The following is a 13,684-nucleotide window of genomic DNA, read 5'->3' as shown; positions in this document are numbered from 1 at the left end:
AAGCTTTTAACCACTCTCGCCCTATAGCGAGGCAAATGGCTTTCGGTCGGCAGTTCCTTTCCGCGTTCAAGGCGCATCCGTTTCCGGACGGTCCCGCGGCTGCCCGGGTGGAAACTGCCTATGTGCCGGGCACATCGGACGGGCCCGATCCGGGGGCGCTCGACCTGATCCCGGCGCCGACCGCGATCGCGCAGCTGGTCGAGGGTCGGTTGGTGTTCACTGCCAGCAACGTCGCGTTTCGCGCCGCCGGTTTCGTCGGGGCGGGGCAGGCGGCACTGCTTGGCGGCATCGGCGAACAGATCGCGACGTTCCTGCAATCGACCGAAACGCGCTGCCGCCTGTCGCTGCAGGTCGGCGATTCGGTCGACAGCCGCTATTATGACGTCACGCTGGCCCGCCGGCCCGAGGCTGTCGCGCTGGCGCGCTGCCTGATCACCCTCCTCGACCAGACCGCCGAACAGCGTACCGAGGCGAGCCTGCGGCGCGAGATGAACACCGATTCGCTGACCGGTCTCGCCAACCGCATGGGGTTCGGCGATCTGGTCGACGAACGAATATCGGGCGGAAATCGGGCCCGCTATGCCGTTCTGGCGATCAATCTCGACCGGTTCAGCCGCGTCAACGCCTGTATGGGATCGCTGTCGGGCGACGAACTGCTGATTTCGGTCGCGCGCCGGTTGAAGGGCGTGCTGCGCGGGTGCGACGTGCTGGCGCGGACCGGGGGCGACGAATTCGCGGTGTTGCTGATGCTGCGTGAGGGGCCGGACGATGCGATGCTCGTCGCCGGGCGGCTGCAACAGGCGCTGGTGCAACCGTTCCAGCTGTCCGATTTCAGTATCCGGGTCGACTGTTCGATCGGCATCGCGCTGGGCGAGGATGCCGAGGACGAGGCGGAAGACCTGATCCGCCATGCGCAGTTCGCGCTCAAACGGTCGAAGCGTACCGGCCAGACCGAAATCTATCGCCCGCATCTGTTCGACATCGTCCGCAGCCAGTTTTCGATCGAAACCCGCCTGCGCAGCGCGTTGGAGGAGGGGCAGCTCCGGCTGGCGTTCCAGCCGATCTACGACCTGTCGAACGGCCGCATCAACAGTTTCGAGGCGCTGGCGCGGTGGCGGACGCCGGATGGTCAGGATATCTCGCCAGTCGAATTCATTCCCGTCGCCGAAGAATCGGGCCTGATCGTGCCGCTCGGTCGCTGGGCAATGGATGAGGCGGCGCGGACGCTTGCCGCGTGGGATCGCCAGTGGGGCGGACAGTGCGACGCCAAGATGGCGGTGAACCTGTCGGCGGTGCAGCTGCAACGCGACGATATCGCCGGGATGTTCGCCGATGTGCTGGCGCGACACGACATGCCCGGCAGTCGGTTCACCATCGAATTGACCGAGAGCGCGTTCATCGTCGACCCCGACCGGACGTTGCAGACGATGCTGGCGCTCAAGGAAATGCACGCCACGATCGCGATGGACGATTTCGGTACCGGCTATTCGAACCTCGCCTATCTGCAGAAGCTGCCGATCGACAAGCTCAAGATCGACCGCAGTTTCGTCTCAGGTATGCTCGCCGATCGCGACAAGGTGGCGATCGTCCGCGCGATCCTGAGCCTCGCGCAAGCGCTCGGCATGCGGACCACTGCCGAGGGGATCGAGACGCAGGAACTCGAACAGACGCTCGTCGCGCTCGGCTGTGCCTTCGGTCAGGGCTATTTCTATTCGAAGCCGATCGAGGCCGATGCGGCCTATGCGATGCTGGTCGCGCGCAACGCCTGAGCGACGACCTCGTCGGCGATAGCGCCGGTGCGTACCGCGTCCGGAAACCCTTCCGCGATCCAGCGATCCTCTACCGCCCGCAACGCCTTTGCCACATCGGGGCCGCGCGCAAGGCCGCGTTCGACCAGCGCCCCGCCCGACAGCGGCAGCGAAGGGCGGGTCCAGTCGACCAGACTCGCCGCCGCCGCGACCTCGCCCGACAGCAGCAACCGGTCGATCGCGCTCTCCACGCCCAGCCGATATCCCAGCGCCTGTGGCGGTTGTGCGCCGTCCTGGCCCAACGCGGTCGCGACGCGCTTGCGATGGGCGTTCGACAATTTCAGCCGCGCGGTAACCGCTTCGGCATTCCCGGTGCGAAGCAGCGCCGCAAGCCGGCGGATCGGTTCGGGTGCGATGGCGGCGGTTGCTTCGCTGGCGGCCAGCGCGGCGAGACGCTCGACCGCCGCGGCATCGATCTCCGGCAGGACGGGGGTCCAGATGCCATGCTCGACCATCAACCGCATCACCGCGACGGCATCGCGCGCGACCAGCAGTTTGAGCAGCTCATCGGCGATCCGTTCGCGTGACAGCGCCATCAGGTCGTTGGCCCGGTCGATACATGCGGCCAGACCTTCGGCGTCGGGCGCATCGCCGAACCGTGCGAGGAAACGATAGAAGCGCAGGATGCGCAGATGATCCTCGGCGATGCGTTGCAACGGATCGCCGATGAACCGCACCCGGCCGGCGCGCAGGTCGGCGATACCGTCGAAATAATCGTGCAGGGTATGGACCTGCATATCGGCATAGAGAGCGTTCATCGTGAAGTCGCGCCGCGCGGCATCGGCTTGCCAATCGTCGGTGAAGGCGACTTCGGCATGGCGTCCGTCGGTGGTCACGTCGCGGCGCAGCGTCGTCACTTCGACGACGGTGCCGTCGGCGACTGCGGTGATCGTGCCGTGCGCGATCCCGGTCGGCACCGCCTTGATCCCCGCCGCCTCCAGCCGGCGCACGACCTCCTGCGGCGGATGGATCGTCGCGACGTCGATGTCGGACACTGGGAGTCCCAGCAACGTGTCGCGGACCGCCCCGCCCACATAGCGCGCCGCGCCGTCGCCCGCGCCCAGCGCTTCGGCCAGTCGATCGAGGCCCGGACGTTGCATCCAGTCGGCATCGGGGAGCGTGTCGGTCAGGGCCATGTCAGTCGTCGCGCCAGATTGAGGATCATCGCCGCCGTCGCACCCCAGATGCGGCGCTCGCCGAACATCAGTTCATAGTAGAATCGCTCGGTACCCTCGTGCCAGCGACTGCCGACCGAGAAATTGTCCGCATCGAGCAACAGCCGCAACGGCACCTCGAAGATCGCCTCGACCTCCTGCGGCGCCGGGACCAGCGGCAGGTCGGGCGGCACCGTCGCCAGCACCGGCACGACCTCGAACCCGGTCACGGTATGATAGCGGTCGAGCGTCGCGACCACCGTCGCTGCCGAGGTCGGCAATGCGATTTCCTCCGCCGCCTCGCGCAGCGCCGCCGCCACGGGGCCGCCGTCCGCCGGATCGATGCTGCCGCCGGGAAACGCCACCTGCCCGGCATGGGTGCGCAGATCGCCGGTCCGCTGGGTCAGCAATATGCCCGGTTCGTCGCGCTCGGTCACCGCGATCAGCACCGCCGCCGCCCGCCACCCGGTCGCCGGCATCGGCGCTGCGCCGTTCAGGTCGCCGGTCAGCAGTGCCTCAGCTGGTTCCGCCAGCCGCGCGCGCAGCCGGTCGGCCAGTGTCATGCCGGTTCGAACGGAAAGAATGCGCCCTCGCTCCACAGCCCGCGTCGCCCGTCCGGTCCGGTCGCCAACTGCTCGACCAGTTCGTAGAAGACCGGCCGCGCGATCAGCGCATCCATGCCTCCACGCACGCGCAGATAGGGGCGCGGCGCCGCGTCGCTTCCCTCGATACGGATCGGGTGATCGGCATCGGCCACCACCAGTTCGTCGGTATTCAGCCGGAACGCGATTCGCCCCTGTTCGCCCTGTCCCGACAGCTTCGCTTCGACCGCGACGAACGGAGCGTCGTCGACCGCGATCGACAGTTTCTCGACCGGCGTCACCAGGACGTATGTTCCGTCGCCCTCCCGCCGCAGGATCGTCGAGAACAACCGCACCATCTCGCCGCGCGTGATCGCGCTGCCCTGATGATACCAGCTGCCATCGGCCGCGACCCGCATTTCGCTGTCGCCGCAATGGGTCGGGTTCCAGCGGTCGACCGGCGGCAATTTGGCTTCGGCGGCAAGGCGGGCGACCTCGGCCAGCGAAAGCGAGGCGAAATCGGCGGGGGGCTGCATCGGCATGGCCGTCCGTTAGCTTGGACGGCGCGCCCGCGACAAGAGGTTCACGCTGCCAGCGCGACGCGCGGCCCCATCATTCCGCTGCAGTCCGGCACTGCGCCACGCGCCAGCAACCGCCGCTGCTCGTACGGCCCCGGCATCCGCCAGCCGCCGGTCCGCGCCGCATCGAAGCCGAAGCGGCCATAATATTCGGGATCGCCGATCAGCATCAGCGACGCATCGTCGCCTGCCGCCGCGATCGATGCCGCCATCAGCTGTTGTCCGATGCCGGTCCCCTGCCGATCGGGGGCGACCGCGACCGGCCCGACCATCACCATCGGTATTGCGCGTCCGTCATCGGTGTTCAGCTGTACCGGCCAGCACTGGATACAGCCGGTCAGCCGATCGCCCTCGACCCGGGCGAGGCTGAGCGCGCCGATCGGCTGCAACCCGACGCGCACGCGATAGGCGGTTCGCCGATGCCGATCGGTCCCGAACGCCGCGTCGAGCAACGCTTCGACATCGGCGGGGGCAATGGTAGCAAGCGGGCGCAATTCGGACAAGTGCGGGGTCCAATCCAATCGGGATGCGCGCCTGTACCGCCACGACGGACGGGCACAAGGGGCAAGATTCGTGGACGGCCTGCTTTCGTGGCCGCCGGCGTCTGCTATCGCGCCAATATTCCCAGCAGATGACAGGTGCCGCTTGCGCGATTCGCTCCAACTCGAAGTCCACGATATCGAGGTGAATGTCCTGACCGGCATTTATTCGGAGGAGACCCACCTGCCGCAACCGCTGCGGATTTCGATGACGGTCGATCTCGACTGTCCCGAACGCTTCGCGCCGGACACGCCGCTGTCGGCCTCGAAAAGCTATATGGACCTCAAGCACGCCGCGACCGACGCGTTGCCGCAGGGGGTACATTTTACCCTTATCGAGGGCGTGGCCGATCACATCGCCGACACGCTGTTCCTGTCCGATCCGCGCGTGCAGCGGGTCAAGATCCGCATCGTCAAGCTGGCCATTGCCGAAGCCGGCGAATCGATCGGCGTCACCATGGTCCGGCACCGGCGGTGAGCCGCCCGCTAGCGCTGGTCACCGGCAGCTATCGGCGGCTGGGCGGCCATATTGCCGTACGGCTGGCACGGGCCGGCTACGACGTCGCGCTGCATGCCAGTGCCCCGGGCGAGCCCGATCCTTCGGTCGTCGCCGGGATCGGGTCGGCGCGACATGAAACCTTCGCCGCCGATCTTGCCGATGCGGCGGCGGCGGCATCGCTTGTCCCGCAGGTGGCGGATCGATTCGGCCGGCGGGTCGATCTGCTGGTCAACAACGCGTCCTGTTTTCGCGCCGATGACGACAGCTACCCTGCGGTCCAGTCGCTTGCCGCGCATTTCGCGGTCAACGCCGCCGCGCCGTTCGTGCTCGCCACGGCGTTGGCGGGGCAGGGCGGGTCGGCGGTCGTCAACATCCTCGATCAACGGATCGCCCATCCGCATCGCGACCAGCTGGCCTATACCCTGTCGAAACAGGCACTTGCCGAAGCGACGCGGACGCTGGCGCTGGCGCTGGCGCCAGCCGTGCGCGTCAACGGCGTGGCGCCCGGCCTGACCATCGCGACCGACGACTATGAGGCCGGACAGCTGGAACGTCTGGCGGCGATGATGCCGCTCGAACGCCTGCCGACCGCCGACCAGGTCGCCGATGCGGTGCTGTTCCTTGCCGGCGCGACCGCGTCGACCGGGCAGTTGCTATTCGTCGATGGCGGGGCCGGGCTGGTGCGGTTCGAACGCGACTTCGTCCATCTCGGCCGCTGATCGATCAGCGGTCGCGGCCGTCGTCGCACCGCCCGAGCTGCTGCCGCACAAAGCCATAATCTTCGCGTGCGATCGTTGCATTCTCTTCGTCCTGCGACTGGAGGCTGGTGTCGGGCAGCGTCTCCGGCAGGCCACACGCCAACCGATACCATGCCAGCGTATCGCGCTGCGGCGCACCGCCGGCTTCGTCGATGATATCGCCCAGCGACAGTGCCCAGCGTTTCTCCTCACCCGGCCGCCGCAGGATCAGCAGCGACACCGGGTTGCTGTTCGCGGTCTTCAGGAAAATCTGCGTCTCGCCTTCGCCGGGCAGGGTACCCGGAACATGGAATGCGTTGCCGATCCCGGTCACCGCCGGCGGGGCGTCGGGAGCGATCACGTCGCGCACGACGCCGCGCACCCGTTGGTCGAGCGCGGGCGTCCATGGAAATTGGGCATCGGGTGTCAGCAATTGTACCTGATCGGGACGCCCGGCTACGGCGCGGGCGAAGGCGACGACCCGCTGCCGCTTGAGATTCGGCGCGCGACCGCGCGGATCGAACGGCACGTCGACCAGATACCCGACCCGCGCCGGCAGCGGGCCGTTCGCGCGGATCAACGCGCCGACATCGGCGGTGACGTAGAACCGGACATGCCCCGGCGCGAGGCCGACCGCTTCGGCCGGCGGAATGCGCGCTGCGGAGCGAATCGTCGCGTCGAGCACGATATCGCCGTCGAGCGCCAGTCTGGCGAGCTGCGCATAGGGCGGACCGGATGATTCGGTAGCGATAACATCGGGCGTGCCGTTCTGGCGCGCGATGACCGGGCCGCACCCGATCAAAAACAGCGACATGGCGGTCAGGGCGGGGAAGGAGCGTTTCATCCGCCCGACCTTAATGCGCGGAAAAGCGTGGTTACAGACTTATTTCGGTAATGGCACGTTTGTACGATTGTTTCGTCCGACAAAGCGTTTGCGTCGTTTAAAAGGCCGCGATAGACAATCGCGTCCGGAATGCCGCGTAGCCCCGGACACGACGGTCGTTGCGTGCCGGTTTCGCCGGACGGACCGACCCAATGTACCGGGCTAGAGGAGTTTGGTTGCTGAATGGCTTACGCTGACCAAAAAGCAGGTAGTGGCCGGATCGTCGCTCTGATCATCGTGGGGATTCTCCACGTCGTGATCGGGTATGCGTTCATCTCCGGCCTTGCCTATAAATATGTGAAGAAGGTGACTGAGGATACCGAGACGTTCGACGTCGAGGAACCGCCACCCCCGCCCGAGGAGATTCCTCCTCCCCCGCCGCCGCCCGATCAGCCGCAGCCGCAGTCGCCGCCGCCGGTCGTGACGCCGCCGCCGATCGTCCAGACGCAGGCACCGCCGCCGGTGGTGATGCAGACGGTGACGACGCCGCCGCCGACCTACGCGCCGATCCCGACCGCCGGTCCGCCTGCGCCGCCCGCACCGGTCGCGCCGCCTGCGCCGCCGGCGCCGGTCATCAGCAAGGCCGCTGGTGCGAAGGGTGACCCGTCGCAGTGGATCACGCAGGAAGACTATCCCGCGTCGGCGCTGAACAGCGGTGACGAAGGTGTTACCGCGATCTCGTGGGACATCAACGCCCAGGGTCGCGTCGAGAATTGCCGCGTGACGTCGTCGAGCGGTTCGGCCGCGCTGGACCGGGCCGCGTGCTCGGCCCTGCAACGTCGCGCCCGTTACTCGCCGGCGCTCGATCAGTCGGGCAATCCGATCCGTTCGAGTTCGTCGCGTCGCGTACGCTGGCAGTTGCCGGCCGACCGGTAAGACCGGGTGCCTCGCGGCAAATATGTCGCGAGGCGGTCCGGGGCATAATTCTTCAAGAACATAATCAGCTCTAAGGAAACTATCCGATGCTCACCATCCTTGCCGCCGGCGCGCCCGCCGGGGCTCCGAACTTCGGCTTCTGGGAAGCGCTTCAGCAGGGCGGCGCGATCGCGTTCGGCACGCTGGGCATCCTGGTCATCATGTCGGTCGGTTCGTTCTACATCCTCTTCACCAAGCTGTTCGAACAGCAGAAGATCATGAACCAGGCGAAGCGCGTCCGCGCCACCTTCTGGCAGTCGAACTCGCTGCGCGAAGGCGCCGCCAAGCTCGACAAGAACTCGGCCTATCGCCAGATCGTCGACGACGGCCTCGCGGCGCAGGACCAGCACGGCAAGCTGACCGATCCGGTCGAGGCGCATGACTGGCTGCACGGCTCGCTGGCCCGTTCGGAAGCCGCGATCAACTCGAAGCTCAACGGCGGCCTCGCCTTCCTCGCGACCGTCGGCGCGACCTCGCCGTTCGTCGGTCTGTTCGGTACCGTGGTCGGCATCTACCGCGCGCTCGTGAAGATCGGTGCCGCCGGTCAGGCCGCGATCGGCGACGTCGCCGGTCCGGTCGGTGAAGCGCTCATCATGACCGCCATCGGTCTGGTCGTCGCGGTTCCGGCCGTGCTCGCCTACAACTGGCTGCAGCGCCGCAACAAGTCGATCGCGGAAGATCTGTCGGCCTTCTCGAACGACGTGCTCGGCTATCTCGCCTCGAACGGTGCGGTTCGTCCGGCCGTCGCCGCTCGCGGCCCGGCGCCCGTCGCCAAGCCGGCGACCGGCAGCACCACCGCCGGCCAGGCCGGTGGCGTGCCGACCGCGCCGCGCGTCTGATCCGACGCTGACACCGCCGGGGTCGTCTCCGGTCCCGGCGGTTCGATTGAGTATAAGTGGATAGGATAGCCTCATGGCGATGAGTGTTGGCGGCGGCGGCGATGAAGCCCCCCTCTCGGACATCAATACCACGCCGCTCGTGGACGTCATGCTCGTGCTGCTGATCATCTTCCTGATCGCGGTTCCGGTCGTGGTGCAACAGGTGAGCGGCCTCAAGGTCCCGAAGGTCGTGTTCGAACCGACGACGACCAAGCCCGAAAACGTCTCGCTTTCGGTGCAGGGCCTCGACGGTCAGTGTGCCGTCTATTGGGGTCTCACCCGCGTCAATGCGGACGAGCTGCGGACCCGCGCGGTCAAGAAGCTGGAAGACGAAGTCGCCCGTCAGGGTGGCGTCGGCAACCCGAACCTCGAACTGCCCGAAGTGCATATCCGCGGCGACGTGAACACGCCGTATCGCTGCATCGGCGGTACGATCTACACGATGCAGTCGGCCGGGTTCACCAAGGTCGGGTTCATTTCCGAGCCGGACCCCAATACCACGCCGCGCGCGCGTCAATAGGAGTAGCCTGACATGGCAATGAGTGGTGGCGGTCGCGCAGACGACGAACCGATGATGGACATGAACACGACGCCGTTGATCGACGTGCTGCTCGTGCTCCTGATCATGTTCATCATCACCATCCCGATCCAGAGCCACGCGGTGAAGGTCGATCTGCCGCAGCCGGACAACCGGCCGCGCGAGAATGTCGACCCGGTCAAGAACAAGATCGCGATCAACGCGCAGGGCCAGACCTTCTGGAACGGCACGCCGGTCGACGAGGTCACGCTGACCCAGTATCTCGACCAGACCGTGGCGATGAACCCGCAGCCCGAACTCCACTTCCAGCCCGACGCGACGGCGCGGTACGAAGTGGTCGACGGCGTGCTGGCGATCGTGAAGCGGGCGAACGTGACGAAGCTCGGCTTCGTCGGCAACGAACAGTATCGCGCCGACTTCTAAGTCACACGCAGCACTGTTTCGCAAAGGGGCGGCTTCGGCCGCCCCTTTTTTTGTGCCCGTCTTGCGGAGCCGTCTTAAAAGTGAAACATTGATGTCATCACGATGTAACAAAGTGGAGATGATGTCATGCGAATCGGAACGCTCCTACTGCTTGCCCCGGCGCTGGCGGCCATGGGGATCGCTGCCAGCGCGAACGCCCAGGATGCACAATATGCGCACGCCGCCATTGCTGCCGGTAACCTCCCGGCCGCGGAACGTGCGTTGGAGCGCGATACCCGCGCGGGAAGTCGCGAGCCGCAGGTGCTGCTGAACCTCGCCGCCGTCTATGCGATGACCGACCGCCCCGATGCGGCGCGTGCGTTGTACACGCGGGTGTTGGCTGGCGAAGATGCATCGCTGCTGATGCCGTCGGATCAGGTCGCGACTGCCCATGACGTCGCGCGCCGCGGACTGCGGATGCTCGACAAGTCGAACGCGGTGTTGCTGACGTCGCGCTGATCTCGACGGTCGTACGGCCGGCGGTTGAGACCTCGGCTTCAGCCCTGACCTGGCCGCCCGAAACGAACGAACAAAAACGCCGCCGGGTTATCCCGACGGCGTTTTCGTTTTCGCCTTCTGAACGACGTCAGAAATTCATGCGCGCGACGATCGAGTAGCGCCGATCATTCACATACCATTGCCGCGGCACGCGTCGGATCGCGTCATTCTGGTCGGCCACGGCGGCTTCGGTGACCGTCATCGCATTGGTCAGGTTCACACCCTGGATGCCGATCCGGAATTGCGGCGTAACCTGCACAAATGCCGATGCGTCCATCTGCCCATAGGCCCGCTGGAAGATCGGATCGAACGGGGTGATGACGTCGCGCAGCGTCAACAGATAGTCGGACCGCCAGTTATACGACGCCCGCAGCGACAATATCCCGATGTCGATGAACGGGGTGATGTTGATCTGGTGCTTCGACAGCCCCTGCAGCGGGAAGTTGGTTCCTGTGATCGTCGGCTGCTGACCGGCGGCGACCGCCGGGTCGGTGGCGGACAGCACCGCCTGCGGCACGCCCGAACTGCTGATGAAGGTGTAGTTGGCTTGCAGACCCAGCCCCTTCAACGCGCCCGGCAGGAAGTCGTAGGTCTGCTGATAGCCGACCTCGACCCCGCGGATATGACCGGTCGCGTCCGAATTGACCGGCGTGGTGACGATCGCCTCGAAACTCTCGCCATTGTTGGTGAAGGTCTGACGCTGGGTATCGTTGGTCAGCACCTTGCTCAGCCGCTTGTAGAAGCCCGACACGGTGATCGATCCGACGCGCGAGAAATACCATTCGCCGGTCAGGTCGAAACTGTCGGCCTCGGTCGGCAGCAGATACGGGTTGCCGGCGTTGAACTGGCCGAACACCTGCACCTGGTTCGGGGGCAGGGTGCCGTCGGGATTGACGACGATCGGGACCTGCGCACCGGTGCTGTCGAGCTGCGACTGGGTGGTGAGGCTCACGGTATAATAGTTGCGCACCAGGCCCGGCGACGGCGGTGACACGCCCTTGCCATAGGCGGCGCGGAATTGCAGGCCGTTGCCGACTTCGAGCCGGACGTTGAGGCTCGGCAGCCAGTAATCATAGGTCAGGTCGACATTATTAGCGACGACCGCACCGTTCAGGAAATTCTGATAGCTTGCCTGCTGAGCGCTCGGCAATGCGCAGAAGGCGGGGACGGTGGCGCCGGTCTCGCCGGCGTTCACCTGACCGATCGCTTCCGAACATTGCGCCGCGGTCGGCAGCGACGTGACGGTCGGGAAGGACTGGAAGCCCTGGCTGATCCGCTGCGTGCTGGTGTAGCGGACGCCGACATTGCCGTTCAGCTTCCACCCATTGCCGAATTCGGTGTCGAACCGCGCCATGACATAAGCTGCCTTGTTGCGTTCGGTCTGCGGATTGACCTCGCCACGCAGATAGTCGGTGCCGGGCACGACGTCGCAGCGCTGGTTGAGCGGGTTCCAGCCGGCATTGATCGCGCGGCCGTCGGCACAAGTCGTGCCCGGTTGCCATTCGCGACCGATCAGCAACCCCAGTTCGCGATATTGTTCGAGATTGCTGGCCGGACGCCCCGAATAGAACAGGCGGCCGGGGCCGGCGGGGCTGGGCGTGCGGCCCTGGAGGAAGTTGTTGTAGAAGAAGGGCTGCGTCACGTTCAGCGGCGCGCCGCCGTCAGTGGTCGGATCGCCGTCGACATTGTCGGTCAGCCAGACCGGGCCGTTATTGCCCCATTGTTCGGACAGCACACCCCAATTGTAGGCCGAGAAACGCGACACCGTATCACGCTGTGCGAAGCGACCACCGGCGCGGACCGCGCGGAGGAAGCCCGATTCGGGGAAACTATATTCGAGGTCGAGCCGCACCGCGTCCGAATTGCCGTCCGATTCCTCGGCATGGTCCATCGCCGAGCGATAGAAGGTGTTGTACGGATCGATGAAGCTTTGATGCGTACCGCTGAAATAGGTCGGATAGACGTCGGTCCCGGGCGTGCCGACACAGGTCGTGTCGCAGGTTTGCGGCGCGATGAAGTTGACCTCCGGAATACCCTTTCCGTTCAGGCGGATCTGCGCGTCCTGATAGCTGGACGTCCACAGCCCGTTGTCGACGGTGCGGTTGGCCGAGACGACGTGCTGGTAATCGAGGTTCAGGCCGAGCCGGCTGCTGACGTCCCATTTCAGGTTGAACGAATAATCGGTCGTGACGTTCTTCGAAATCTGTTCGCGGCCCTGATTGTTCGATTGCAGCCCCGACGCGGGGGTACGCGGGTCGAGGCCCTGCTGGTCGGCGCGCCAGCCGGTCGGCGCGGTGATGATGCCGCTCTCGAACAGGCCGCTATCGTCGAAGTTCAGCGTCGTGCCGGCACGGGCGCGCGAGTCGCCGTTGGTGGTGACGTTGTCGGTCGCGATCTCGATAGTGCGTTCGTTCCAAGCCTGCCGCGCGTCGGAGCGCAGGAACTGGGCGGTCGCCTCGATCGAGCCGTCGTTCGAGCGCCACTGGGCGGCGGCGGAATAGCCATAGCGTTCGCGGTTGAAATCCTGGCTGCCCATCACCGCACCGCGCGGGAACAGCCCTTCGCCGGTCTGGGTTGCGCCGTCGAAGGCGACGACGTCGTTGCGGGTGCCGTCCGAGTAGATCGGGCGCACGCGGAACGACGAGATGCCGAGCCGGTCGGCGCGGGTGTAAAGCTGCGAGTAGCTGATCGAGCCGAGCAGGCCGAATTCGCCGATGCCGGTCTGCCAGCGGTTGCTGACCAGCGCCGACAGCGACGGTGCACCCTTTTTCGCAAACTCGCCGTAATTCATCTCGGCATTGGCGGAGACAAGCAGCCCCTTCTGATCGAACGGCTTGCGCGTGCGCAGGTTGACGACGCCGGCGATGCCGCCCTCGATCCGGTCGGCCGAGGGTGATTTGAACACGTCGACGCCGCCGAGCAGTTCGGACGGCACGTCGGCAAAGCTCAGCCCGCCGCTGTTCCCCGCGGAAAAGGCATCGCGTCCGTTGAATTCGGAGCGGACATAGGTGAGGCCACGGACGACCACGCCTGACCCCTCGACCGAGAAATGGTCGGGATCGACGCCCGCCGCAAAGCGGTTGATCGACACACCGGGAATGCGTTGCAGCGTTTCGGTGACCGAACGGTCGGGCAGTGCGCCGATATCCTCGGCGGTGACCGAGTCGACGATCACGTCCGAATTGCGCTTGATGCCCTGCGCGCTCGACAGCGACTGGCGGAAGCCGGTGACAACGATGTCAGGGGCAGCGGTATCGTCAGGCGCCTGGGTCGGTTCGGCCTGGTTGTCAGCGCTGTCAGTGCCGGGAGCGATCGAGCTTTGCGAGACGTCGCCGGCGGCGGTCTGGGCAAGGGTCGGTGCGGCAAGGCATAGTGCGACGAGCGAAGCGCCGGCTTTCAGCGCGACCGCGAGCGACCGATCGCCACAGGACGAATATGTTGAATGGAATGGCACGTAGAACTTCCTCCCCGGAATATGGTAGCGCTATCATTACGGCGCACATTTTTGGTTCGGGGTCGGGCTTAGGAGAGAAGCCGGCGCTGGAGCAATAGCCTAGCAAGTGTGCCGTATTGAATAAATGTGCATGTGTTGCAAAAGTGTCGCCGTCGGCGTG

The 13,684-nt window shown here is 65.9% G+C and carries 14 protein-coding genes; 8 read left to right on the top strand and 6 right to left on the bottom strand.

The genetic code is table 11. The annotated features are described in order from the left end of the window. The first annotated feature begins 35 nt into the window (after positions 1-35). Entirely contained in the window at positions 36-1,769 is a 1,734-nt protein-coding gene (locus MF607_RS01480; protein ID WP_242115627.1) for a putative bifunctional diguanylate cyclase/phosphodiesterase, read from the top strand. On the opposite strand, the gene MF607_RS01475 is transcribed toward MF607_RS01480, so the two are convergent. Genes MF607_RS01475 through MF607_RS01460 form a run of 4 tightly spaced genes read right to left on the bottom strand, consistent with a single transcriptional unit; the run spans position 1,739 to position 4,624 of the window. Continuing rightward, entirely contained in the window at positions 1,739-2,944 is a 1,206-nt protein-coding gene (locus tag MF607_RS01475; protein ID WP_242115626.1) for a CCA tRNA nucleotidyltransferase, read from the bottom strand. The genes MF607_RS01480 and MF607_RS01475 overlap by 31 nt on opposite strands. Continuing rightward, complete coding sequence (locus MF607_RS01470; protein WP_242115625.1) at positions 2,935-3,525, bottom strand: CoA pyrophosphatase; 591 nt, start codon at positions 3,523-3,525, stop codon at positions 2,935-2,937. Before MF607_RS01470 ends, MF607_RS01475 begins: the two co-directional genes overlap by 10 nt. Then, complete coding sequence (locus MF607_RS01465) at positions 3,522-4,085, bottom strand: DUF1285 domain-containing protein (RefSeq protein ID WP_242115624.1); 564 nt, start codon at positions 4,083-4,085, stop codon at positions 3,522-3,524. Before MF607_RS01465 ends, MF607_RS01470 begins: the two co-directional genes overlap by 4 nt. Positions 4,086-4,126: 41 nt before the next feature. Continuing rightward, entirely contained in the window at positions 4,127-4,624 is a 498-nt protein-coding gene (locus MF607_RS01460; RefSeq protein ID WP_242115623.1) for a GNAT family N-acetyltransferase, read from the bottom strand. Positions 4,625-4,766: 142 nt separating this feature from the next. Between MF607_RS01460 and MF607_RS01455 the strand changes: the two genes are divergently transcribed. Together MF607_RS01455 and MF607_RS01450 are read left to right on the top strand one after the other, a co-directional pair. Next, complete coding sequence (locus tag MF607_RS01455; protein ID WP_242115622.1) at positions 4,767-5,138, top strand: dihydroneopterin aldolase; 372 nt, start codon at positions 4,767-4,769, stop codon at positions 5,136-5,138. Next, complete coding sequence (locus MF607_RS01450) at positions 5,135-5,878, top strand: SDR family oxidoreductase (RefSeq protein WP_242115621.1); 744 nt, start codon at positions 5,135-5,137, stop codon at positions 5,876-5,878. Before MF607_RS01455 ends, MF607_RS01450 begins: the two co-directional genes overlap by 4 nt. A gap of 4 nt (positions 5,879-5,882) precedes the next feature. Here MF607_RS01450 and MF607_RS01445 read toward each other — a convergent pair whose 3' ends face one another. Continuing rightward, on the bottom strand, positions 5,883-6,740 hold the full coding sequence (locus tag MF607_RS01445) for a hypothetical protein (protein ID WP_242115620.1): 858 nt from the start codon (positions 6,738-6,740) through the stop codon (positions 5,883-5,885). A 222-nt stretch (positions 6,741-6,962) separates the two neighbouring features. Between MF607_RS01445 and MF607_RS01440 the strand changes: the two genes are divergently transcribed. The 5 genes from MF607_RS01440 (at position 6,963) to MF607_RS01420 (ending at position 10,031) form a co-directional block, all read left to right on the top strand. After that, complete coding sequence (locus tag MF607_RS01440; protein WP_242115619.1) at positions 6,963-7,655, top strand: energy transducer TonB; 693 nt, start codon at positions 6,963-6,965, stop codon at positions 7,653-7,655. An 86-nt stretch (positions 7,656-7,741) separates the two neighbouring features. Next, positions 7,742-8,533, top strand: coding sequence for a MotA/TolQ/ExbB proton channel family protein (locus tag MF607_RS01435; protein WP_242115618.1), 792 nt, complete (start codon positions 7,742-7,744; stop codon positions 8,531-8,533). Between the two features lie 73 nt (positions 8,534-8,606). Continuing rightward, positions 8,607-9,092, top strand: coding sequence for an ExbD/TolR family protein (locus tag MF607_RS01430; RefSeq protein WP_242115617.1), 486 nt, complete (start codon positions 8,607-8,609; stop codon positions 9,090-9,092). A gap of 12 nt (positions 9,093-9,104) precedes the next feature. Continuing rightward, the gene (locus tag MF607_RS01425) at positions 9,105-9,533 is read left to right on the top strand and encodes an ExbD/TolR family protein (protein WP_242115616.1); all 429 of its coding nucleotides are present in this window, start codon (positions 9,105-9,107) and stop codon (positions 9,531-9,533) included. 126 nt (positions 9,534-9,659) lie between these two features. After that, positions 9,660-10,031 carry a tetratricopeptide repeat protein gene (locus MF607_RS01420; RefSeq protein WP_242115615.1) on the top strand — a complete coding sequence of 124 codons (372 nt, stop codon included), beginning with the start codon at positions 9,660-9,662 and terminating at the stop codon, positions 10,029-10,031. 127 nt (positions 10,032-10,158) lie between these two features. Here MF607_RS01420 and MF607_RS01415 read toward each other — a convergent pair whose 3' ends face one another. After that, positions 10,159-13,524, bottom strand: coding sequence for a TonB-dependent receptor (locus MF607_RS01415; RefSeq protein WP_242115614.1), 3,366 nt, complete (start codon positions 13,522-13,524; stop codon positions 10,159-10,161). Positions 13,525-13,684: the final 160 nt, after the last annotated feature.

Origin of the sequence: Sphingomonas lacusdianchii (assembly GCF_022664395.1) — a bacterium.
Classification (GTDB): domain Bacteria; phylum Pseudomonadota; class Alphaproteobacteria; order Sphingomonadales; family Sphingomonadaceae; genus Sphingomonas; species Sphingomonas lacusdianchii.
The sequence above is the reverse complement of the archived record's forward strand: the minus strand, read 5'-3'. Positions and strand labels throughout refer to the sequence as shown.